At 72.7% G+C, this 22334-nt stretch carries 21 protein-coding genes and 1 tRNA gene; 13 read left to right on the forward strand and 9 right to left on the reverse strand.

Annotated features, from left to right (window positions below; genetic code table 11):
- Positions 1-71 precede the first annotated feature (71 nt).
- Positions 72-380, forward strand: coding sequence for a helix-turn-helix transcriptional regulator (locus EDF20_RS10140; RefSeq protein WP_123548159.1), 309 nt, complete (start codon positions 72-74; stop codon positions 378-380).
- Here the strand turns inward: EDF20_RS10140 and EDF20_RS10145 are convergent.
- From EDF20_RS10145 to EDF20_RS10165, 5 genes are all read right to left on the reverse strand, one after another.
- Positions 370-654 carry a hypothetical protein gene (locus EDF20_RS10145; RefSeq protein WP_133738559.1) on the reverse strand — a complete coding sequence of 95 codons (285 nt, stop codon included), beginning with the start codon at positions 652-654 and terminating at the stop codon, positions 370-372. The two genes, EDF20_RS10140 and EDF20_RS10145, sit on opposite strands and share 11 nt — an antisense overlap.
- Before the next feature lie 124 nt (positions 655-778).
- Positions 779-1567: a hypothetical protein gene (locus tag EDF20_RS10150; protein ID WP_233569132.1), complete on the reverse strand. Its 789-nt coding sequence runs from the start codon at positions 1565-1567 to the stop codon at positions 779-781.
- A gap of 9 nt (positions 1568-1576) precedes the next feature.
- Positions 1577-2341: an ABC transporter ATP-binding protein gene (locus tag EDF20_RS10155; RefSeq protein ID WP_123548161.1), complete on the reverse strand. Its 765-nt coding sequence runs from the start codon at positions 2339-2341 to the stop codon at positions 1577-1579.
- Positions 2341-3138 (reverse strand): ABC transporter permease, encoded by a 798-nt coding sequence (locus tag EDF20_RS10160; RefSeq protein ID WP_123548162.1) that lies wholly within the window; start codon positions 3136-3138, stop codon positions 2341-2343. The genes EDF20_RS10155 and EDF20_RS10160 overlap by 1 nt, the downstream gene beginning before the upstream one ends.
- Before the next feature lie 49 nt (positions 3139-3187).
- Positions 3188-3898 carry a phosphocholine cytidylyltransferase family protein gene (locus EDF20_RS10165; protein WP_233569133.1) on the reverse strand — a complete coding sequence of 237 codons (711 nt, stop codon included), beginning with the start codon at positions 3896-3898 and terminating at the stop codon, positions 3188-3190.
- Between the two features lie 1047 nt (positions 3899-4945).
- Here EDF20_RS10165 and EDF20_RS16070 point away from each other — a divergent pair.
- The 3 genes from EDF20_RS16070 to EDF20_RS10180 are packed head-to-tail and all read left to right on the forward strand — an operon-like array spanning position 4946 to position 7587.
- Complete coding sequence (locus tag EDF20_RS16070) at positions 4946-5770, forward strand: ABC transporter ATP-binding protein (RefSeq protein ID WP_243833462.1); 825 nt, start codon at positions 4946-4948, stop codon at positions 5768-5770.
- Complete coding sequence (locus EDF20_RS10175) at positions 5746-7311, forward strand: ABC transporter permease (RefSeq protein WP_123548163.1); 1566 nt, start codon at positions 5746-5748, stop codon at positions 7309-7311. Before EDF20_RS16070 ends, EDF20_RS10175 begins: the two co-directional genes overlap by 25 nt.
- A 15-nt stretch (positions 7312-7326) precedes the next feature.
- Positions 7327-7587 (forward strand): DUF3039 domain-containing protein, encoded by a 261-nt coding sequence (locus EDF20_RS10180; RefSeq protein ID WP_123548164.1) that lies wholly within the window; start codon positions 7327-7329, stop codon positions 7585-7587.
- A 28-nt stretch (positions 7588-7615) separates the two neighbouring features.
- Here EDF20_RS10180 and EDF20_RS10185 read toward each other — a convergent pair whose 3' ends face one another.
- Positions 7616-8908 carry a nicotinate phosphoribosyltransferase gene (locus EDF20_RS10185; protein WP_133738560.1) on the reverse strand — a complete coding sequence of 431 codons (1293 nt, stop codon included), beginning with the start codon at positions 8906-8908 and terminating at the stop codon, positions 7616-7618.
- 82 nt (positions 8909-8990) lie between these two features.
- On the opposite strand from EDF20_RS10185, the gene murI reads away from it, so the two are divergent.
- From murI to rdgB, 3 genes are all read left to right on the forward strand, one after another.
- Positions 8991-9848, forward strand: a complete 858-nt coding sequence (murI, locus tag EDF20_RS10190; protein ID WP_123548166.1) for a glutamate racemase — start codon at positions 8991-8993, stop codon at positions 9846-9848.
- 102 nt (positions 9849-9950) lie between these two features.
- Positions 9951-10697, forward strand: a complete 747-nt coding sequence (gene rph / locus EDF20_RS10195) for a ribonuclease PH (protein ID WP_123548167.1) — start codon at positions 9951-9953, stop codon at positions 10695-10697.
- Positions 10694-11296: an RdgB/HAM1 family non-canonical purine NTP pyrophosphatase gene (rdgB, locus tag EDF20_RS10200; RefSeq protein ID WP_123548168.1), complete on the forward strand. Its 603-nt coding sequence runs from the start codon at positions 10694-10696 to the stop codon at positions 11294-11296. The genes rph and rdgB overlap by 4 nt, the downstream gene beginning before the upstream one ends.
- A gap of 162 nt (positions 11297-11458) precedes the next feature.
- Here rdgB and EDF20_RS10205 read toward each other — a convergent pair whose 3' ends face one another.
- From EDF20_RS10205 to EDF20_RS10215, 3 genes are all read right to left on the reverse strand, one after another.
- Positions 11459-12208, reverse strand: coding sequence for a VTT domain-containing protein (locus EDF20_RS10205; protein ID WP_123548169.1), 750 nt, complete (start codon positions 12206-12208; stop codon positions 11459-11461).
- A gap of 40 nt (positions 12209-12248) precedes the next feature.
- Positions 12249-12330: transfer RNA gene (locus EDF20_RS10210), tRNA-Leu, on the reverse strand.
- Between the two features lie 84 nt (positions 12331-12414).
- Entirely contained in the window at positions 12415-13686 is a 1272-nt protein-coding gene (locus EDF20_RS10215) for an MFS transporter (protein ID WP_133738561.1), read from the reverse strand.
- Positions 13687-13771: 85 nt separating this feature from the next.
- Here EDF20_RS10215 and mnmA point away from each other — a divergent pair, with 85 nt between their 5' ends.
- The 6 genes from mnmA (at position 13772) to gatB (ending at position 22303) form a co-directional block, all read left to right on the forward strand.
- Positions 13772-14893 carry a tRNA 2-thiouridine(34) synthase MnmA gene (gene mnmA / locus EDF20_RS10220; protein WP_133738562.1) on the forward strand — a complete coding sequence of 374 codons (1122 nt, stop codon included), beginning with the start codon at positions 13772-13774 and terminating at the stop codon, positions 14891-14893.
- Positions 14890-17217 carry an NAD-dependent DNA ligase LigA gene (ligA, locus tag EDF20_RS10225; protein WP_243833438.1) on the forward strand — a complete coding sequence of 776 codons (2328 nt, stop codon included), beginning with the start codon at positions 14890-14892 and terminating at the stop codon, positions 17215-17217. Before mnmA ends, ligA begins: the two co-directional genes overlap by 4 nt.
- A 248-nt stretch (positions 17218-17465) precedes the next feature.
- Positions 17466-18830, forward strand: a complete 1365-nt coding sequence (locus EDF20_RS10230) for an alpha/beta hydrolase (protein ID WP_133738563.1) — start codon at positions 17466-17468, stop codon at positions 18828-18830.
- A gap of 121 nt (positions 18831-18951) precedes the next feature.
- On the forward strand, positions 18952-19251 hold the full coding sequence (gene gatC, locus EDF20_RS10235) for an Asp-tRNA(Asn)/Glu-tRNA(Gln) amidotransferase subunit GatC (protein WP_123548173.1): 300 nt from the start codon (positions 18952-18954) through the stop codon (positions 19249-19251).
- Between the two features lie 2 nt (positions 19252-19253).
- Positions 19254-20804, forward strand: a complete 1551-nt coding sequence (gatA, locus tag EDF20_RS10240; RefSeq protein WP_133738564.1) for an Asp-tRNA(Asn)/Glu-tRNA(Gln) amidotransferase subunit GatA — start codon at positions 19254-19256, stop codon at positions 20802-20804.
- On the forward strand, positions 20804-22303 hold the full coding sequence (gatB, locus tag EDF20_RS10245) for an Asp-tRNA(Asn)/Glu-tRNA(Gln) amidotransferase subunit GatB (RefSeq protein ID WP_133738565.1): 1500 nt from the start codon (positions 20804-20806) through the stop codon (positions 22301-22303). The genes gatA and gatB overlap by 1 nt, the downstream gene beginning before the upstream one ends.
- The last annotated feature ends 31 nt before the right edge of the window (positions 22304-22334 follow it).

Below are 22334 nucleotides of genomic sequence, written 5' to 3' on the forward strand. Positions count from 1 at the left end.
AGCGCTCGTTGCCGTGGCATCCAGGCGTCTGGAATCTGGCACCGCATCGCTGAGGGGCGTATCCATGAGGCATGCCCGATCCCTCGTCGCCCGCCGCCCTGCTCTTCGGTGAACGTGTCCGCGGCGAGCGTCAGCGCCTCGGGCTCAGCCAGGACGAGGTCGCCCACCTCGCGGGGATGAACGTGTCGAACTACGGCAAGATCGAGCGCGGCGTCGGCAACCCCGTCCTCCACACGATCGTGCGACTCGCGGCGGTGCTCGGCGTCGACCCGGCCGTGCTGGTCGGCGGCATGTCGGGCGACCACCTGCCGCCTGTGCTCGAGGCGTTCTCGGCTGCCGACTACGTGGCGGAGCGGCGCGCCCGCGCCGTCAGAAGCTGAACCGCCAGAGGTACTCCTCCCGGGACGGCCGGAACCACCGCACGACGGCGATCGAGCTCGCCACGAGCTCGGGGCCGATGACGCTCAGGGCGAGGGACTGCCCTGGGGCCAGGGTGCCGGTGCTCACGGGCACCAGGAGGCCGGAGCCGAGCAAGGTGACCCTCAGGGACGACACGGTCTCGCTGCCGTCGTTGACGAGGCGGACGACCCGCGGCCCGCGCGAGCGGTCGAGACGGAAGGGGACGCTGTAGGCGGTGGGAGCTGTCACGGTCATGCCGTGACGGTAGGTCGGACCCCCGACCCTTCCCGCTCCGCCCTGTGGAGTGCGCCCTGTCGGGGGAGGAACGACCTCGCGCCGCACGACGACGCCGCGGCGGTCCGTCGGGCCGCCAGGTGCGTCAGGCCCCGAGCTCGACCGGGAAGGAGGCGGGAGCCGGTCCGAACGCGTCCCTCGCGCTCGCGACGACCTTGCGCCCCAGCAGGTGGTTGCCGGTGCCGCCGACGACCGCGCCGATGCCGAACGGGACGGCCCTGCCGAGGACCGTGGCGGTCTGCGACGCGGCGAAGCGCCGGACGAAGTGCTTGCGGACGGTGTCGGTCAGTCCGCTGATGGCGGTCTTGGGGAGCTTCTGCGTGACCAGCTCGCCCCAGAACGCACTGCGCGCAGGGGCCGTGCCCAGCGCCTCCCCGGCGAACTGCCGGACGAGGGTCGCGCCGGGGGCGCCCATCATCATCGTCATGACGAGTGCCCGGGCGCGTTCCGGGTCGGTGACGGCGATGCCGTGCACCTCGGTGACGGACTGGGCGAACAGGGCGCTCGCCTCGAGGAACCCCGCGGTCTCCACCCCGGAGAGCGCGAGGGAGATGCCCCAGCCGACGCCGGGGATGACCGCGCTCGCCCCGACGGCCGCCCCGCCGGACGTGACGGCCGTCAGGTACTCGCGCTCGAGGATGCGGATGAGCTTGGCCGGGTCCGCCTTGCGGTGGCGGCGCCGCAGGGCCGCGACGTGCTTGACGACCACGGGCCGCTGGACGGCGAGGAGGCGGTCGAGACGACGCAGCCACGCCGAGTCGACGACCTGGCCGTCCTGCGACGCGGCCCGGTACGGCTCGGGAGACCCGGTAGCGGGATCGATGCGGACGATGTCGTCCTCGGCGGGACGGGGCGAGACGTGGCGATCGGGCATCACCGGATGCTACGCCGCGGGCCGGGGAGGATGATCGGAGGCATAGCGGGCGAGGGCCTCGTCGAGCGGGCCGTCGAAGACCAGCTCGCCCTTGTCGAGGTAGAGGCCCCGGGCGCAGAAGCGCTTGAGGTCGCGTTCGTTGTGCGACACGAGGAACAGCGTGCGGCCGTCGGCCAGCATCTGCTCGATGCGCCCGTAGCACTTCTCGCGGAAGGCCTTGTCGCCCACCGCGAGGACCTCGTCGACGAGGATGACGGGCTCCTCGAGCCGGGAGATGACGGCGAACGCGATCCGGACCTTCATGCCGCTCGAGAGGTGCTTGTAGGGGGTGTCGACGAACGCGGCGATCTCGGCGAAGTCGATGATCTCGTCGAAGCGCTCGTCGATCTCGTCCCGGCGCATGCCGTGCAGCCCCGCGGTGAGGTAGACGTTCTCGCGCACGGTGAGGTCGGCGACGAAGCCGCCGGTGATCTCGATGAGGGGGGCGACGCCTCCCGAGACCGAGACGGACCCCGTGTCGGGGAGGATGACCTCAGCCACGAGCTTGAGCAGAGTCGACTTGCCCTGCCCGTTGCGGCCCACGACCCCGATCGCCTCGCCCGCACGGACGTCGAACGAGACGTCGCGGAGGGCCCAGAACTCGCCGGGGCGCGACCGCCGGCTCGAGTCGGAGAAGAGGTCCTTGAAGGAGCGGCGTCCGCGACGGTTGCGGCGGAACCGGATGCCGACGCCCTCGACGCGGATCACGGGCTGGTCGCCGGTGGGGGGAGTCATCAGATCTCCTTCAGCACGGCGCGCTCGCTGGCCCGGAACACCGCGAGGCCGACGGCGAGGAGGAGCAGGCACATGCCGCCTCCGACGAGGACCTCGAGCAGGTCGAGCTGCTCGGGGAAGAACGCGGACCGGTAGAGGCCGAAGATCCCGCTCAGCGGGTTGAAGGCCGCGAGGAGGTGCAGGCTCTCGGGCAGGTCGCGGGTGCCGTAGATGATCGGGGACGCGTAGAAGAGGAACCGGAGGGCGAGCTTGGTCGCGCGTTCGAGGTCGCGGAAGAACACGACCAGGGGGGCGACGATCAGCCCCACGCCGGCGACGAGCACGGTCTGCATGACCATGGCGAGTGGCAGGAAGACCACCTGCCAGTGCAGCTCGGCTCGGCCGAGCACCGCGAACAGGGCGAGCACCGGCAGGCTCAGGGCGAACTCGATGCCCTTGGAGCCGACGAGGCGGAACACCCAGATCGTGCGGGGGATCTTCGTGGACCGCACCAACTTCGCCTCGCGGATGAAGGCGCGCGTGCTGTCGGAGACTGCTCCGTTGAACCACATCCACGGGAGGAGCCCGCTCAGCAGGAAGACGATGTACGGGTCCTCGCCGACCGATCGCTGGAACACCACCTGGAAGACGAAGAAGTAGATCCCCGCCATCACCAGCGGGTCGAGGATCGACCAGACGTAGCCGAGCGCCGACGTCGAGTACCGGACCTTGAGGTCGCGGCTGGTCAGCAGCCACAGCGTCTGCCGGTAGCGGGCGGCCCCGGTGCGCCGGGGACGATCGGCCAGGGCTGTGCTCACGGGTGTCCTCGGTCTCGGGGGACATCCCGGCCGACGGGGCGGGCCCCGGTCACACGAAGAGGTTCGCGCGCTCCAGGTCCTCGGCGAAGTCGACCTCGACGGCGTAGAGGTCGGAGATGTCCACGGGCTCAAAGAGTAGCCCGTCCTGCTCGATGGCCAGCTCGATGCCGCGCTCGAAGTAGTCCTGCGCGTCGACCTTGGCCAGCTGGCGCATGAGGACGGCCTTGTCGGCCTTGGCGACGAAGTTGATGCCGACCGCCTCGCCCAGGCCGCCCACGACCTGCTTCGACAGCTGCGCGATGTAGCCCTCGGCGGTGGTCGTGTACTTGACCTCTTCGTCGGAGACCTTCGAGGTGTTGACGGCGACGAACGACTGCTCGTCGCGGACCTGACGCGCGGCGCGGCGCAGCGCCTCGGGGTCGAACACGACGTCGCCGTTCATCCAGAGGACGCCGCCGGACGTGCTGGCACGCAGCGCGCGCAGCAGGCTCTTCGAGGTGTTCGTCTGGTCGTACTGCTCGTTGTAGACGAAGGAGGCGGTGGGGAACGCCTCGACGATGTGCTCGAACTTGTAGCCGACGACGACGGTGATGCGGGCGTCGGGCCCGAACGCCGACCGGATGTTGTCGAACTGCTGCTGCATGATGGTGCGGCCGTCGCTCAGCTCGGTGAGCGCCTTGGGGAGCGAACGACCGAGGCGGCTGCCGAGGCCGGCGGCCAGGATCACGATCTGGGGGGCGGTGCTGTCTGTCTTGCTCACGTCTGTCTCCTCGTGGGGCTGACTGTCTGCCTGTCGTTCCGTGCCGGCCGGTGGTGAGGGCCGTCACGGTGCGCCGCCTGGACCTCGGATCGGAGATCCGTGGGGCGGGCCCCGGGTCTGGACAGGTGTCGGTCGTGCTTCTGGGTCGTGCCCCGGGAGGTGCGGTCGGGCGCCGTCTGTGGCGCCCCTCCGTCTGGTGTTCGGGCGGCGTTCACCCTCGGGACTCGATGCGGACACGTCGTCGTGCTCGCCCAGACTACAGCGAGCGGTCGCTCAGCGGCAGGTGCTGGTCGAGGTCGTGTCCCTTTCGTGATCGTCCTCAGGGCGGGCGTGCCGGGCTCGCTCGCTTGGTACGGTGGTGCGATGGCTTCCGCGCGCGACGACCAGGAGGGTGCCCTGCATCCCGACGAGGCGACGCGCAGCGGCGGGGACGTGCTTCACCGGGGGGATCAGATGGACGACGAGGCGACGCCGACGGACGCACCGGACGGGGTGGCGACGGTCGACGGGCCCGGCCAGGGCACGACGGGCCAGCGGGAGCAGCCGGGACGCGAGCGGACCCCCTCCCGAGGAGGCGCGTCTCCCGCCCCGAGGAGCCCTCGGACCACGTCGGCCGGTCGCAAGCCCGCCTCGACCCGGACGGCTGCCGACCGGTCGGCAGCCGCCAAGAAGGCCGCGGCCACGCGGGCCGCGAACGCACGCGCCCGGGCGGCGGCTGCTGCCGCCGCGGCGGCCGAGGAAGCTGCCGCCGCCGAGGCCGCCGCCCAGGAGGCGGCCGTCGCCGAGGAGGCCGTGGCCGAACTCGACGGCGTGCCCGCCGCCGAGGAGCAGGCCGTGGTCGAGTCCGACGACGTCGACGAGAGCGTGCCGGGCGACGCCGTCGCCCTGCCGGCCGACGCCGACGGCGCGCCCGACGAGGCGGAGCCCGCCCAGGACGACGACGACGAGGTCGTCGCACTGGCGACCGCGCCCGACGAGCCGGCGGTCGAGACGGACGACGAGTCCGGGTCGGTCGACGCGGGCACGGACGACGACGAGCTGCCGGCCGTGGTCACGGACGACGCGACGGGCCCCGACGAGGCGACCGCGCCTCCTGCCGACGACGCGGAGCGACCCGTGGTCCTCTCGATCAAGGGGATCGCGAAGAGGTACGGCAGCACGGTCGCCGTCGAGGGCGTCGACCTCGAGGTGCGGGCCGGCTCGTTCTACGGCATCGTCGGCCCCAACGGCGCGGGCAAGACGACCACCCTCTCGATCGTCACCGGGCTCCTGCGACCCGACGCGGGCACCGTCTCGGTGCTCGGCTCCGACGTGTGGGACGACCCTGCGGCCGCCAAGCGCGCCCTCGGGGTGCTGCCCGACCGCCTCCGGCTCTTCGACCGCCTCACGGGCGCCCAGCTCCTCTACTACTCCGCGACCCTCAGGGGACTCGACGGGGCCACGGCCCGCAAGCGCTCGGCGGACCTGGCGGCCGCCTTCGGGCTGCAGGACGCGCTCGGCCGTCTCGTCGCCGACTACTCGGTCGGCATGACGAAGAAGATCGCCCTCGCGGCGGCCGTCATCCACTCGCCCCGCGTGCTCGTGCTGGACGAGCCGTTCGAGTCGGTCGACCCGGTGTCGGCGGCCACGGTGACGGACGTGCTCCAGCGCTACGTCGCCGGCGGCGGCACGGTGCTGCTGTCGAGCCACAGCATGGACCTCGTCGAGCGCATCTGCGACAGCGTCGCGGTGATCGTCGACGGCCACGTCCTCGCGAGCGGGACGGTCGACGAGGTCAGGGCCGGCCGATCCCTCGAGCAGACGTTCGTCGAGCTGGCCGGCGGCCGAGCCGTCACGGAGGGCATGGAATGGTTGCAGAGCTTCTCCGACTGAGGCTCCAGACGATCGCGAACACCGTCCGGCACGAGCCGCGCCGGCTGCTCGTCACGGTCGTGTCGGTCCTCCTCGTCCTCGGCGCCTCCTTCGCCGTGTCCGCCCTCGCGGGCTCGCTGCGCGACGATCCGCTCAGCGACGTCCGTGCGCTCGTCGTGGGCGCCGGGGCGCTCGTCCTCGTCGCCTACAGCGTGCTGCCGTTCGCGCGGGTCCGGCCCCCGTGGAGCGACCCCCGCCGCCTGGCCGTCCTGGGCGTGCCCGAGGGGTCGGCGGCCGTCGGACTCGCCCTCGGCGGAGCGGTCGGCCTGCCCGTGCTCGCCCTCGTCGCGGTCGCTCCCGGCTACGTGCGCTCGTGGGGCGAGGGCCAGGGCATCGCGTCGCTCGCGGTTCTCGCCGTGGTCCTCGCCGGTGCCACGGCCTACCTCGCGTCACTGGTGGCGGCGACGATCAACAGCGTCGTCCTCACCACCCGCCGGGCTCGTCAGTTCCTGGTCGCGGGGGGCGTGGTGGTCGCGGTGCTGCTCGTGCCCCTCGTCATCGACCTGGTCCGTGCCACCCTCCCCGGCGGCAGGACGAGCGGGGTCGTCGCCGACGTGCTCGCCTGGACCCCGTTCGGCGCCGCCCTCGCCCTCCCGGGTCACGCCGCGGTCGGCGAGACGGGCCGGGTCGTCGCCGACCTCGTGGTGGCGGTCGTCACCCTCGTCGCCCTCTGGCTCGCGTGGCGGGCGCTCGTGGCCCGCGCCTTCGTCGACCAGCCCGAGCCCGATGTCGCGGACGACGCGGCCGGCCTCGGCTGGTTCGAGTTCGTCCGGGCGAGCCCGACCGGTGCCGTCGCGGGCCGGAGCCTGACCTACTGGATGAGGGACGCGCGCTACCGCATGTCCCTCGTCATCATCCCGATCCTGCCGCTGCTCGTCGTCCCGCTCGGCATCGCGGGGATCAGCTGGCACTGGCTCGCGCTCCTGCCGGTGCCGCTCATGTGCCTCATCCTCGGGTTCCTCCCGCACAACGACGTCGCGTACGACAGCACCGCCCTGTGGCTGCACGTCGCGGCCGGCACGCGGGGCCTCGCGGACCGCGTGGGCCGCCTCGCGCCTCCTCTGCTCATCGGGGTGCCGCTCGTCGTGCTCGGCTCGCTCGTCGCCACGTGGCTCTTCGGCGACCGGGGCGCCCTGCTGCCCGAGATCGGGGTGTCCGCCGGGCTGCTGCTGAGCGGCCTGGGGCTGTCGAGCATCGTCTCGGCCGCGATGCCCTACGCGGCGGTGCGTCCGCACGACGACCCGTTCCAGCAGCCCCAGGCACACGGCAGCGCCTCGGTGACGGCCCAGGTCACGATGATCGGAGGAGCTGTCCTCGCGACGTCCCCGTCGCTCTGGTTCGCCGGCCGCTACCTGCTGCAGGGGCAGCAGGACGCCGACATGTGGTCGTTCGTCACGGGGCTCGCCGCCGGCGTCGTCGTCCTCGTCGTCGGCGTCGCGATCGGCTCGCGCACGTTCACTCGTCGTGCGCCCGAGCTGCTCGCCTTCACCCTGCGCAGCTGACGTACGATGGTCGCCATGAGCGACACACAGACCGGCGGCGGACTCGACGTCCTGGATCGCGAGCTCGAGAAGCTCCTCACCGAGGACGCCGTCGACCCCGGCGACCACGAGCGCTTCTCGCACTACGTGAAGAAGGACAAGATCATGGAGTCCGCGCTCAGCGGCAAGCCCGTCAAGGCGCTCTGCGGCAAGAAGTGGACGCCGGGGCGCGACCCCGAGAAGTTCCCCGTCTGCCCGACCTGCAAAGAGGTCTACGAGAAGATGAAGTCCGAGTAGGTCCCGTCCGTCACCCGGCAGGCACCGCTCACTCGTAGACCGTCGGCAGCACGGGGTCGCCCCGGCCGAGCCGGAACGCGCTCGGCGGCAGCTCGTCGACGGCGGCCTGACGGTGGTCCCGCGCGCGCTGCACGCCCTGCGGCCCGGTCCAGCGGTCGTCGACCACGCCGTCGGTGACGAGCGACACGAGCAGCGGTCGCTCCTCGCCCTCGCCCGGGCCCCCGTCGCCGATGCGCACGAGCTCGGTCGTCGCGACGCCGTCGACGAGCACGCGCACCGGTGCCTTGCGGCCGCCGATGGTCGCCTTGTCCGCGGACTTCTTCGCCACCGACACCCACTCGCCGTCGGTGCCCTGACGGGCGACCAGCTTGAAGACCATCCCGGCCGCCGGGTGGCCCGAGCCCGACACGACGGACGTGCCGACGCCGTAGCTGTCGACCGGCGCCGCCCGCAGCGCCGCGATCGTGTACTCGTCGAGGTCGTTCGTCACGGTGATCTTCGTGCCCGTGGCGCCGAGATCGTCGAGCTGCGCGCGCACCTGCGACACGAGCGCAGGGAGGTCGCCGCTGTCGATGCGGACCGCGCCGAGGCCCGTGCCGGCGACCTCGACGGCCGTGCGCACCGCCTCCGGGATGTCGTAGGTGTCGACGAGCAGCGTCGTGCCGGGCCCGAGGCTCGCGACCTGCGCCTCGAACGCCTCGCGCTCGGTGTCGTGCAGGAGGGTGAAGGCGTGGGCGGCGGTGCCCATCGTCGGGACGCCCCAGGTGCGTCCTGCCTCCAGGTTGCTCGTGGCGACGAAGCCCGCGACGTAGGCGGCCCGTGCCGCCGCCACGGCGCTGCGCTCGCCGGTGCGCCGCGAGCCCATCTCGGCCAGCGGCCGGCCGTCGGCCGCCGAGACCATCCGTGCCGCGGCGCTCGCGACGGCGGAGTCGTAGTTGAAGACGCTGAGGGCGAGCGTCTCGAGCAGCACGCCCTCGGCGAAGGTCGACTCGACGACGAGGAGGGGCGAGCCCGGCAGGTACACCTCGCCCTCGGCGTAGCCGCGGATGTCGCCCGAGAAGCGGTAGTCGGCGAGCCAGTCGACGGTGCGGTCGTCGACGATGCGGCCGTCGCGCAGCCAGGCGAGCTCGGCGTCGCCGAACCGGAACTGCGTCAGCTCGGCGAGGAAGCGCCCGGTACCGGCCACGAGGCCGTAGCGGCGACCCTGGGGGAGGCGGCGGGCGAAGAGCTCGAACACGCATCGTCGGTCGGCGGTGCCGGCCTTGAGGGCCGCCTCCACCATCGTGAACTCGTAGCGGTCGGTCAGCAGGGCACTGGTCACCTCTCCACCCTAGGCGGGGGGAGGGGGCCGGGACCAGGGCGCCCGGGTGCGGCGCGTCTCCGTCCGGGTAGGCTCGACGACCGTGACGCACGCACCCATCGGAGTCTTCGACAGCGGCGTGGGCGGCCTGACCGTCTCGCGGGCGATCATCGACCAGCTGCCGCGCGAGTCCGTGCTCTACGTCGGCGACACCGCCCACTCGCCCTACGGCCCGAAGCCCATCGCCGAGGTGCGCGAGTACGCGCTCGCCGTCATGGACGACCTCGTCGCCCAGGGCGTCAAGCTGCTCGTGATCGCCTGCAACACCGCCTCGGCCGCGGTCCTCCGCGACGCGCGCGAGCGCTACACGACGGGTGCCGGCATCCCGGTCGTCGAGGTCATCCAGCCGGCCGTGCGCTCCGCCGTGGGCCAGACGCGGAACAAGCGCATCGGGGTCGTCGGCACCGAGGGCACCGTCCGCTCGCGCGCCTACGAGGACGCCTTCGCGGCGGCCTCCGACCTGCAGCTGTTCACGCAGGCGTGCCCGCGGTTCGTCGAGTTCGTCGAGGCGGGCGACACCTCGAGCCCCGAGCTGCGCGAGGTCGCCGCGGGCTACCTCGCACCGCTCCGCGAGGCCGGCGTCGACACGCTCGTGCTCGGCTGCACCCACTACCCGCTGATGTCGGCCGCCATCCAGTACGTGATGGGGCCGGAGGTGCGCCTCGTCTCCAGCGCGGACGAGACGGCCGCCGACGTCTACCGCACCCTCGTCGACCACGACCTCGAGGCGCCGGCCGGCAGCGTGCCGCACTACGAGTTCGAGGCCACCGGTGCGGACGAGGCGGCGTTCCTGCGGCTGGCGAAGCGGTTCCTCGGGCCCGAGGTGTCGCGCGTCGGCCACCTCGAGACCGGCGCCATCGAGCTGCCGGGCGGGCTGCGCGCCGGCGGTCCGCGCGCCTGACCGCGCCGCCACGGCCTGCCCGCTCCGCACCGCCCCGCACCGCCCCGCACTGCACGAGACCACGCCAGACCACACCAGACCGACCCGACCAGGGGAGACACCATGACCGAGACCACCACCGACCTCGTCCGCGCCGACGGCCGCCGCGCCGACCAGCTGCGACGCGTCACCATCGAGAAGGGCTGGAGCGCGCAGGCCGAGGGGAGCGCCCTGGTGTCGTTCGGCGACACGAAGGTGCTGTGCACCGCCTCCTTCACGAACGGCGTGCCGCGCTGGCTGGCCGGCAAGGGCAAGGGCTGGGTCACGGCCGAGTACGCCATGCTGCCGCGCGCGACCGGCTCGCGGAACGACCGCGAGAGCGTCAAGGGCAAGATCGGCGGACGCACCCACGAGATCTCCCGCCTGATCGGTCGCAGCCTCCGGGCCGTGGTCGACACGAAGGCCCTCGGCGAGAACACCATCGTGCTCGACTGCGACGTGCTCCAGGCCGACGGCGGCACGCGCACGGCCGCCATCACGGGCGCCTACGTCGCGCTCGCCCAGGCGATCGAGTGGGGCCGCGAGAAGAAGTTCATCGCCCAGAAGGCGGCCCCGCTGACCGACAGCGTCGCCGCCGTCTCGGTCGGCATCGTCGACGGCGTCCCGCTGCTCGACCTCGCCTACGTCGAGGACGTCCGCGCCGAGACCGACATGAACGTCGTCGTCACGGGCTCCGGCCTCTTCGTCGAGGTGCAGGGCACGGCCGAGGGAGCGCCCTTCGACCGGCGCGAGCTCGGCGAGCTGCTCGACCTGGCCGTCGCCGGCGGCGCCGACCTGACCACCCTCCAGGCGGAGGTGCTGGGCGCGTGACGCAGGTCGTCATCGCCACGCACAACCAGGGCAAGGTCCGAGAACTGCGGCTGCTGCTCGCCGAGACCGCACCTGGTGTGGAGCTGGTCGCCTACGACGGCCCGGAGCCCGTCGAGGACGGCGACACGTTCGCCGCGAACGCGCTGATCAAGGCACGCGCGGCGGCGGCCCACACCGGGCTGCCGGCGCTCGCCGACGACAGCGGCATCTCGGCCCACGCCCTCGGGGGCGCGCCCGGCATCCACTCGGCGCGCTACGCCGGCACCCGTGACGACGACGACAACATCGACCTGCTGCTGGCGAACCTGGTCGGCGTGCCCGACCGCTCGGCGCACTTCTCGTGCGCGGCGGCGCTCGTCGTGCCCGCGTCGGCGGACGGCACGGTCGCCGCCCGCGAGCTGGTGGAGCAGGGCGAGTGGCCGGGCGAGGTCCTGGAGGCGCGGGTCGGCACGGGCGGACACGGGTACGACCCCGTGTTCCGGCCCGAGGGCGAGACCCGCAGCGCGGCCGAGCTCACCCCGGACGAGAAGAACGCGGTCAGCCATCGGTCGCGGGCGTTCCGCGCCATCGCGCCGCACGTCGCGGCCCTCCCGGGCTGACCGCCTCTGCTGTTGCCCGCGGGCTGGCTGAGCCCTCGCGGGCCCGACCGCGCGGGCAACTCAGGAAGCGCCTCGACGGGGTTCGTGAACGCTGCAGCAGACAGGAAGATCGGCACCTGATCCGCGAGGATCAGGACCGATCTTCCTGGATGAGGAGGGGGGTCAGGCCTGCGTGGGCGTCTGGCCTGTGGGGGAGTCGACGGGCGCCGACTCGACTGCCGCGGCGTCGACCTCGGCGTCGGGGGTCGTGTCGTCGGCCTCGTGCTTCTTGGCCGTGTGCACGCCGTGGAAGTAGTGGATCGCGACGGGGATCAGCGTCGCGAGCACGGCGCCCAGCAGGATCAGATCGATGTACGAGCTGACGAAGTCGGCGACGGGCGGGATGTGGCCGATGCCGAAGCCGAGCATGGTGACGCCGAAGCCCCAGAGGACCGCGCCGATGCCGTTGTAGAGCGAGTAGCGCCGGTAGCTCATGTGCCCGACGCCGGCCATGATCGGCGCGAAGGTGCGGACGACCGGCACGAACCGGGCGATGATGACCGCGAGCGGGCCGAAGCGCTCGAAGAAGGCGTTCGTCCGGTTCACGTTCGCCTTGCTGAACAGCCCGCTCTCCTTCCGCTCGAAGATGCGCGGCCCGATCTTGTGGCCGATCAGGTAGCCGAGCTCGCCGCCGGCGAAGGCGGCGATGCCGATGAAGATCGCGATGAGCCAGATCGGCAGGCCGAGGGCGCCGGGGTTCGTGGCCGCCAGGATGCCCGTGATGATGAGCAGGGTGTCGCCGGGGAACAGGAACCCGATCAGCAGCCCGGTCTCGGCGAAGACGAGCAGGCAGACGCCGAGCACGGCCCAGGGGCCGAACGCCGACAGGAGGTACTCGGGGTCGAGCCACGAGATGGTCGCCAGGGGCAGCATGGGTCTCTTTCTCGAGGTGCCGGGAGGCCCAGGCTACTCGTGCGGGAGAAGGGACTTGAACCCTCACGCCCGAAGGCACAGGAACCTAAATCCTGCGTGTCTGCCAGTTTCACCACTCCCGCGGGCAGGACCGAGTGTACCGACGAGCACGAGCACGAGCACGAGCACGAGCACGAGCACGAGCACGAGGAGGCGGCGGCCTGGGCTCAGCGCAGCTCCCGCGGCACGTGCGGCGAGTACCGCGGCACGTAGCGCAGCAGGATGACGGCCCCGACGAGGCCGAGCACGCCCATCACCCCGCTCGCCAGCGAGATCGAGACCACGGCGGTCAGCCCCGAGATGAGCAGCGGTGCGGCCGCACTGCCCGCGTCGCCCGTGAACCGCCAGGCGCCGAGGAACGGCGCAGGGTCGGCCCGGTCGGCGAGGTCGGCGCCGAGGGTCATGAGGATGCCGCTGCCGATGCCGTTCGCGAGCGACATGAACATCGCCACCGCCACGAACCAGCCCCCCCGGGCGTCGAGGTCGTGGGTGAGCGACAACGCCAGGTACGAGATCGAGAGGCCGACCATCGAGGGGACGGCGCTCCAGAGGCGGCCCCAGCGGTCCATGATCTGGCCGCTCGTGTAGAAGAGCGCGAAGTCGACGGCGCCCGCGATGCCGATGATCAGCGCCGTCTGCGGCGCGCTGATCCCGATGCTCACGGCCCAGAGCGGCAGGATCACCTGGCGCCCGGCCCGCATCGCGCCGATCAGCGCGGCGCCGCTGCCCAGCTTGACGAGTACGCCGCGGTGGCGGGCGAGCGTGCGGAACAGGCCCTCCGCCTCCTTCGCGACCTCCTCCTCCCCGGCGGTCGGGGCGTCGACGGGGACGGCGGCCGCCGCCCGCCGCTCGCGGAGCACCTCGGACGGGTCGCGCAGCACGAGCAGCACGACGGCCGCGCCGAGGCAGCCGGCGACGTGGATCCAGAAGGCGGACTGCGTCGAGCCGGTGAGGTGGATGGTGCCGGCCGCGAGGAACGGGCCGACGAAGTAGCCGAGCCGGAAGACCCCGCCGAGGCTCGAGAGCGCCCGCGCCCGGACCTCGACCGGCACGAAGCTCGTCATGAACGCGTGCCGGGCCAGGGCGAACACGGCCGTCGAGAGGCCGATCAGCAGCACGCCCCCGGCCAGGACCCACTCGTTCGGCGCCCACACGCAGGTCAGCAGCCCGACGATGCTCACGAGCGCGGCGGAGATCATCGCGGTGCGCTCGCCGATGCGGGAGACGAGCCAGCCGCTCGGGACGTCGCCGATCAGCTCGCCCACCAGGATGAGCGCGGCGACGAAGGCCGCGAAGGGCAGGGTCGCCCCGAGGTCGCTGGCGACGACCGGGATGATCGGGATGATCGCACCCTCGCCGATCGCGAACAAGGCGGCGGGGAGGAAGGCCGACAGGGCGACGGACCGGAACGAGAAGGCGGGGGAGGGCGTCGACGTCATGGCACCGGCCACACTATGCCTGCCTCGGCCGGGGTCGACCGCCCTGGCCCCGCCGGGCCCGGGCGCGGCTGCTTACACTTGACGGATGAAGATCCTCGCAGCGATGAGCGGCGGCGTCGACTCGGCGGTCGCCGCGGCCAGGGCGGTCGAGGCCGGCCACGACGTCGTCGGGGTGCACCTGGCCCTCAGCCGGATGCCCGGCACCCTCCGCACCGGCAGCCGCGGCTGCTGCACCATCGAGGACTCGATGGACGCCCAGCGTGCCGCCGACGTCATCGGCATCCCCTACTACGTGTGGGACTTCAGCGAGCGGTTCAAGCTCGACGTCGTCGACGACTTCGTGGCCGAGTACACCGCTGGTCGCACCCCGAACCCCTGCATGCGCTGCAACGAGCGCATCAAGTTCGCCGCCCTGCTCGAGAAGGCCCTCGCGCTCGGCTTCGACGCGGTGTGCACCGGGCACTACGCGACCGTCGTCACCGACGACCAGGGCGAGCGAGAGCTGCACCGCGCCTCCGCGTGGGCCAAGGACCAGTCGTACGTGCTCGGCGTGCTCACCGCCGAGCAGCTGGCGCACTCGATGTTCCCGCTCGGGGCCACGCCCTCGAAGGCCGAGGTGCGGGCCGAGGCCGCCGCTCGTGGCCTCAGCGTCGCGGCGAAGCCCGACAGCCACGACATCTGCTTCATCCCCGACGGCGACACCCGCGGCTGGCTCGCGGAGCGCGTCGGCGCCGAGCAGGGCGACATCCTCGACCGCTCGGGCGAGACGATCGGCACGCACCAGGGCGCGCACGCGTTCACGGTCGGGCAGCGCAAGGGCCTCAACGTCGGCTTCCCGTCGGACGACGGCAAGCCCCGCTTCGTGCTCGAGGTGCGACCGGTCGACAACACGGTGGTGGTGGGCCCGAAGGAGGCGCTCGACATCGCCGAGATCGCCGGCGGCTCGTACACGTGGGCCGGCCGCGCGCCGGTCGACCCCACGACGGCGTTCGACTGCGACGTCCAGATCAGGGCCCACGCCGACCCCGTCCCCGCCGTTGCGCGGGTGTCGGTGGTCGAGGGTAGAACGGAGCTCGTGATCACTCCCCACGAGCCCCTCAGCGGCGTCGCCCCCGGGCAGACGGCCGTCGTCTACGTCGGCACCCGCGTGCTCGGCCAGTGCACGATCGACCGGACGGTCAGCGCCGTCCCGGTCCCCGCGCCGTGAGCGACGCGGCCGAGGCCGTCGTGCCCGAGGCGACTCCTGACGACCTCGCCGCCGCGCGTGACGAGGTCGAGCAGCTCACGTCGCGAGTGCTCGAGCTGCGCGACCAGTACTACGAGGGCAACGCCTCGACGGCGTCCGACTCCGACTACGACGCCCTGGTGCGGCGTCTCGCCGAGCTCGAGGGCGAGCACCCCGAGCTGCTCAAGGCGGACAGCCCGACGCAGACCGTGGGCGGCCGGGCCGAGACGACGCAGTTCGCCCCCGTCGAGCACGCCGAGCGCATGCTCAGCCTCGACAACGTCTTCAGCGACGACGAGCTCGCCGAGTGGGCCGGCAAGGTCGAGCGCGACGCCGGCGCCGAGCGTGTCCGTTTCCTCTGCGAGCTCAAGATCGACGGGCTCGCCATCAACCTCCGCTACGAGCAGGGCGTGCTCATCACGGCCGCCACCCGCGGCGACGGCGTCGTGGGCGAAGACGTCACGGGCAACGTCCTCACCATGGGGACGATCCCCGAGCGTCTCGAGGGCACCGGCCACCCTCCGATCGTCGAGGTGCGCGGCGAGATCTTCTTCCCGGTCGCCGAGTTCGACCAGCTGAACGCCCGCCAGCGCGAGGCGGGCGAGCGCGTCTTCGCGAACCCGCGCAACGCCGCGGCCGGGTCGCTGCGCCAGAAGGCCGAGGGCAAGAGCCCCGAGAAGCGCGCCTTGATGGACGCCCGGCTCCGCAGCCTGCGGATGCTCGTGCACGGCATCGGCGCCTGGCCCGTGCGCGAGCTCGAGCGCGACACCGACGTCCACAGCCAGAGCGAGGTCTACGACCTCCTCGCCTCGTGGGGCCTGCCCATCTCGACCCACCACCGCGTGTACGACACCGTGCCCGAGGTCGCCGCGTTCATCCACGACTACGGCGTACGACGGTCCAGCGTCGAGCACCAGATCGACGGCATCGTCGTCAAGGTCGACGACCTCGCGCTGCACGACGAGCTCGGCGCGACGAGCCGGGCGCCGCGCTGGGCCACGGCGTTCAAGTACCCGCCAGAAGAGGTCAACACCGAGCTGCTCGACATCGTCGTGAGCGTGGGCCGTACGGGCCGTGCCACGCCCTTCGCGGTGATGCGCAAGGTGGAGGTCGCGGGCAGCGAGGTGCGCCAGGCGACCCTGCACAACCAGCAGGTGGTCAAGGCCAAGGGCGTGCTGATCGGCGACACCGTCGTGCTGCGCAAGGCCGGCGACGTGATCCCCGAGGTGCTCGGCCCGGTCGTGGAGCTGCGCGACGGCACCGAGCGGGAGTTCGTGATGCCGACCGAGTGCCCCGAGTGCGGCACCACGCTGCGCCCTGCGAAGGAGGGCGACGTCGACCTCCGTTGCCCCAACGCCGAGAGCTGCCCCGCGCAGGTGCGCGGCCGCGTCGAGCACATCGCCTCGCGCGGCTCGCTCGACGTCGAGGGCCTCGGCGAGGTCGCGGCGGCCGCGCTGACGCAGCCCGTCGAGCCGGCGACGCCGCCGCTCCGCACCGAGGCGGGCTTGTTCGACCTGACGATGAGCGACATCTTCCCCGTGCGGGTGGTCGTGCGTGACTCCGAGACGGGGATGGAGAAGCTCGAGGCCGACGGCGTGCCCAAGCTCGTGACACCGTTCCGGCGGCGTCGTGCGAAGAAGGACGGCCCCTTCGACCCCGACGCCCCGGAGTTCGTGGGCGACGAGACGAGCGTGCCGTCGAAGACGGCGATCGAGATGCTCGCCAACCTCGAGGCAGCGAAGACGAGCCCGCTCTGGCGCATCCTCGTGGGGCTCAGCATCCGCCACGTCGGGCCGGTGGCCGCCCGGGCCCTGGCCGGCCACTTCGGCTCGCTCGACGCGATCCGAGCCGCGACCCGCGACGAGCTGGCCGCAGTCGACGGCGTGGGCGGCATCATCGCCGACGCCCTGCGCGACTGGTTCGAGGTCGACTGGCACGTCGAGATCGTCGACCGCTGGGCCGCGGCCGGCGTCCAGCTGACGACGCCCGACCACCCGGGGCCCGGCGCGGCCGTCGAGGCGGGGGGAGTGCTCTCGGGCCTGACCGTGGTGGCCACGGGCAGCCTCGAGGGCTTCAGCCGGGAGGGCGCGCAGGAGGCGATCCTCGCGGCCGGCGGCAAGGCCGGCAACAGCGTGAGCAAGAAGACCGACTTCGTGGCCGCCGGCCCCGGTGCCGGGTCGAAGCTGACGAAGGCCGAGCAGCTCGGCGTCCGGATCATCGACGCCGCCGAGTTCGCTGTCCTCCTTAAGGAGGGCCCAGCGGGGCTCGCTGTCCCCGATTCGGGGGACGAATCCTCAGCTGGCTGACGAAAACCCTGGTCAGGCGGCACCTCGCGCTCTTAAGATGAGGGCGCGCATCGGCCGGGGCTGTAGGGGGTCGTGGCTCGGGTGCGCACGAGAGGGAAAGACCCGACGTGCTGTTCCTCGCCGCAGCCATCCTGTCCGCATCGATCCACCTCACCGGGGTGGTCGTCGGTCCCGTCGAGCCTGCCGCCGGGCCTGGGGCAGCGGGTGCCGAGGCGCACACGGTGTCCCCGGTGCGCACAGGGTCCGATATGCGAACGGGGTCCGAGACGTCAGCTCGCCAGGACCAAGCCGCGTCCGAGCACGCCACGTCCGTCGGCCCGGGGACTTCGCCCGCGCCCACGAGCCTGGCCGAGCCTGCCCGCCCGGCCCTCTCCGACGTCTGCGCGGGAGCCGTCCCCGCGTCCTGCCTCGACGACCTCGCGACGGCGAGCGAGGACGAGCTCGAGGGCCTGGCCGCCTCCCTGGACGCCTCCGGCGACGACACCGGTGCGCTCGTCGACGCGGTCGCCTCCGTCCGGACCGCCTCCGAGGTCGCATCCTGGTGGGCCGGCCTCGACCCCTCGCGCCAGCTGACACTCGTCGCTCGCGTTCCCGGCCTGGTCGGCAACCTCGAGGGCGTGCCCTACACGGCCAGGGACGAGGCCAACCGCCTGTTCCTCGTGGCCGCGCGCACGGCGATCGACGAGCGTCGGGGCACCCGGGACGAACGGCGCGACGACGACGCCCGCGCCGAGATGCTCGACCAGGTCGCCGCGGCGATCGGGGGCCGCGCGGCCGGCGACGCTGAGCGGCACCTCGTCGTCCTGGACACGGTGCTGCCGGGCCGGGCCGCCGTCTCGGTGGGCGACCTCGACACGGCCGACGACGTCAGCGTGCTCGTGCCGGGCATGTTCTTCACCGTCGGCAGCCAGCTCGTCGACTGGACCGACACGGCCGGCGAGCTCTACGACGAACAGCGGTCGTGGACGTACCTCCTGGCGAGGGCCGACGGCGACGGGCTCGACCAGGTCGCCGTCGTGGCGTGGCTCGGCTACCGGACCCCCGACCTGACCAACGTCTACGGGCTCGACCTCGCCCGGGCAGGGGCCGACCGCCTCGGGGACGCGATCACGGGGCTCGACGCGGCCCGCGCCTCCTCGCCTGCCCGGGTGACGGTCGTCGCCCACTCCTACGGGTCGACGACGGCCACGCTCGCCCTGTCGTCCGGGGCCGTCTCGGTCGACTCCCTCGTGCTGCTCGGCTCGCCCGGCAGCGTCGTCCCGTCCGCGTCGATGCTCGACGTCGCCGGCGACGACGTCTACGCCGCGGCGGGCAGCTTCGACCCCGTGGCCGGCAGCGCGTACTTCGGCGCCGACCCCGGCACCGCCGGCTTCGGCGCCGTGCTGCTGCACACCGGGGGAGGCGAGGACGGCTACACGGGACGCGCCCTGGCCGCCGCCCTCGGCCACAACTCCTACCTCGTGCCGGGCACCGAGACCCTGCGCAGCACGGCCCTCATCGGGCTCGGCCGCGGCGACCTGGTGGACGGCGAGCCCGGCGACCCCCGACCGGTCGCCCCCGAGGCGCCCGACCTGTCGCTCGTGCGGCCCCAGGAGCTCTACGTGCGGGACTGACGCCCGCCGGACGCGACCTCGAGGCAGCAGCCGCCGGGACCAGCCGGGCCGGGCGCGGCCCCGTAAGATCGTGGGGTACCCCCAGCCGCGGTACCCCAGACGAACCACGTGACGGAGCAGCATGTCTGAAATCACGCGCGAACAGGTGGAGCACCTCGCAGGTCTCGCCCGCATCGCCCTCACCCCCGACGAGATCGAGACCATGACCCGGGAGCTCGGGCAGATCGTCGACAACGTCGCCAAGGTGTCCGAGGTCGCGACCGACGACGTCCCGGCGACCAGCCACCCGATCCCGTTGACGAACGTCTTCCGCGACGACGTCGTCGGCGAGACCCTCACGGTCGAGCAGGCGCTCTCGGGCGCGCCCGACCACGACGGCTCGCGGTTCCGCGTGACCGCCATCCTGGGAGAGGAGCAGTAGCCGTGGCCGACGCCTCCTCGATCATCCGCCTCAGCGCGGACGACCTCAGCACCCGCCTCGCCTCGCGTGACGTGTCGTCCGTCGAGGTCGTGCAGGCGCACCTCGACCGCATCGCCGCCGTCGACGGCGACGTGCACGCGTTCCTGCACGTCAGCGACCAGGCCCTGGCGACGGCAGCCGACGTCGACCGCCGCCGCGCCGCGGGCGACGCGATGGGCCCCCTCGCGGGCGTGCCGATCGCCGTCAAGGACGTCCTCTGCACGATCGACATGCCGTCGACCTCGGGCAGCCGCATCCTCGAGGGCTGGGTGCCGCCGTACGACGCGACCGTCGTCGCGAAGCTGCGCGCCGCCGATCTCGTGCCCCTCGGCAAGACGAACATGGACGAGTTCGCGATGGGCTCGTCGACCGAGTTCTCCGCCTACGGCCCGACGCACAACCCGTGGTCGCTCGACCGCGTGCCCGGCGGCTCGGGCGGCGGCTCGGCCGCGGCCGTCGCCGCCTTCGAGGCGCCCCTGGCCCTCGGCAGCGACACCGGCGGGTCGATCCGCCAGCCGGGCGCCGTCACCGGAACGGTCGGCGTCAAGCCCACCTACGGCGGCGTCAGCCGCTACGGCGCCATCGCGCTCGCGAGCTCGCTCGACCAGGTCGGCCCCGTCAGCCGCACCGTGCTCGACTCGGCGCTGCTGCACGACGTCATCAAGGGCCACGACCGCCGCGACTCCACCTCGCTGCGCGACGAGTGGCCGTCGTTCGCCGACGCCGCCCGCCGCGGCCTGGCCGGCGGTGCCCTGCAGGGCGTGCGCGTCGGCGTCGTCCGGCAGCTCGCCGGCGAGGGCTTCCAGGCAGGCGTGAAGGCGCGCTTCGCCGAGGCGCTCGACCTGCTGACCGGCGCCGGCGCCGAGGTCGTCGAGATCGACGCCCCGAGCTTCGAGTACGCGATCAGCGCCTACTACCTGATCCTCCCCGCGGAGGCCTCGAGCAACCTCGCGAAGTTCGACTCCGTGCGCTTCGGCATGCGCGTCGTGCCCGAGGGCCGCGGCACCGTCGAGGACGTCATGGCCGCCACCCGCGAGGCCGGCTTCGGCCCGGAGGTGAAGCGCCGCATCATCCTCGGCACCTACGCGCTGAGCGCGGGCTACTACGACGCCTACTACGGCAGCGCCCAGAAGGTGCGCACGCTCGTGCAGCGCGACTTCGCGGCCGCGTTCGAGAAGGTCGACGTGCTCGTCTCGCCGTCGGCGCCGACCACAGCGTTCCCGCTCGGCGAGAAGCTCGACGACCCGCTGTCGATGTACCTGAACGACCTCACGACCATCCCCGCGAACCTCGCCGGCGTGCCCGGCATCACGGTGCCGATGGGGCTCGCCGACGAGGACGGCCTGCCGACGGGCCTGCAGTTCATGGCTCCCGCCCGCGAGGACGCGCGTCTCTACACCTACGGCGCCGCCGTCGAGCAGCTCCTCGAGCGGGGCTGGGGACACACTCTCATCTCGCGTGCGCCCGACCTGAGCAGCACCGAGCAGACCGCCGCCACCGAGGGAGTCATCTGATGGCCAAGGCAGACCTGATGGACTACGACGAGGCGCTCGCCCGGTACGAGGTGGTGCTCGGCTTCGAGGTGCACGTCGAGCTCGGCACGAAGACCAAGATGTTCTCCGACGCGCCGAACTTCTTCGGCGGCGAGCCGAACACGAACGTGACGCCGGTCGACCTGGGGCTGCCGGGCTCGCTGCCGGTGGTCAACGAGCAGGCCGTGACCTACTCGATCAGCCTCGGCCTCGCGCTCGGCTGCTCGATCGCCGAGAGCTCGCGCTTCGCCCGGAAGAACTACTTCTACCCGGACAACCCCAAGAACTACCAGGTCAGCCAGTTCGACGAGCCGATCGCGTTCGAGGGCGAGGTCGAGGTCGAGCTGCCCGACGGCACCGTGTTCCACGTGCCGATCGAGCGGGCGCACATGGAGGAGGACGCCGGCAAGCTCACGCACATCGGCGGCTCGACCGGTCGCATCCAGGGCGCCGAGTACTCGCTCGTCGACTACAACCGCGCGGGCATCCCGCTCGTCGAGATCGTCACGAAGCCGATCATCGGCGCGGGTGCCCTCGGCCCCGAGCTCGGCGCCGCGTACGTCTCGACGATCCGCGACATCGTCCGCAGCCTCGGCGTCAGCGAGGCGCGGATGGAGCGCGGCAACCTGCGCTGCGACGCCAACGTGTCGCTCCGTCCGCACGGCCAGGAGAAGCTGGGCACGCGCACCGAGACGAAGAACGTCAACTCGTTCCGCTCGGTCGAGCGCGCCGTCCGCCACGAGATCCAGCGCCAGGCGGCGATCCTCGCCGCGGGCGGGACGATCACCCAAGAGACGCGCCACTGGCACGAGGACACCGGGCGCACCTCCGCCGGGCGCCCGAAGAGCGACGCCGACGACTACCGGTACTTCCCCGAGCCCGACCTGCTGCCGGTCGTCCCGTCGCGCGAGCTCGTCGAGCAGCTCCGCCTGGCCCTGCCGGAGGCGCCGGTGGCCCTGCGTCGCCGTCTCAAGGCCGAGTGGGCCTTCGCCGACCAGGAGTTCCAGGACGTCGTCAACTCGGGCCTCCTGCAGGAGCTCGTCGACACCGTCGCCGCCGGCGCGTCGCCCCAGGCGGCCCGCAAGTGGTGGACCGGCGAGATCGCCCGCACCGCCAACGCGGCCGGCGTCGAGCCGTCGTCGCTCGTGTCGCCCCTGCACGTCAGCGAGCTGATCGCCCTCGTCGAGTCCGGCGAGCTGACCGACCGTCTCGCCCGTCAGGTGCTCGAGGGCGTCGTCGCCGGCGAGGGCTCGCCCGCCGAGGTCGTCGCCTCGCGCGGCCTCGCGGTCGTCTCGGACGACGGAGCGCTCATCGCCGCCATCGACGAGGCGCTCGCCCAGCAGCCCGACGTGCTGGCGAAGATCCGCGACGGCAAGGTCCAGGCGGCCGGCGCCGTCATCGGCGCCGTCATGAAGGCGATGAAGGGCCAGGCGGACGCCGCGCGCGTCCGCGAGCTCGTGCTCGAGAGGGCGCAGGCCTGACCACCCGCCTCGACGCCGCAGAGGCGGCCCG

It is taken from the genome of Frigoribacterium sp. PhB116 (assembly GCF_004364285.1).
Classification (GTDB): Bacteria; Actinomycetota; Actinomycetes; order Actinomycetales; family Microbacteriaceae; genus Frigoribacterium.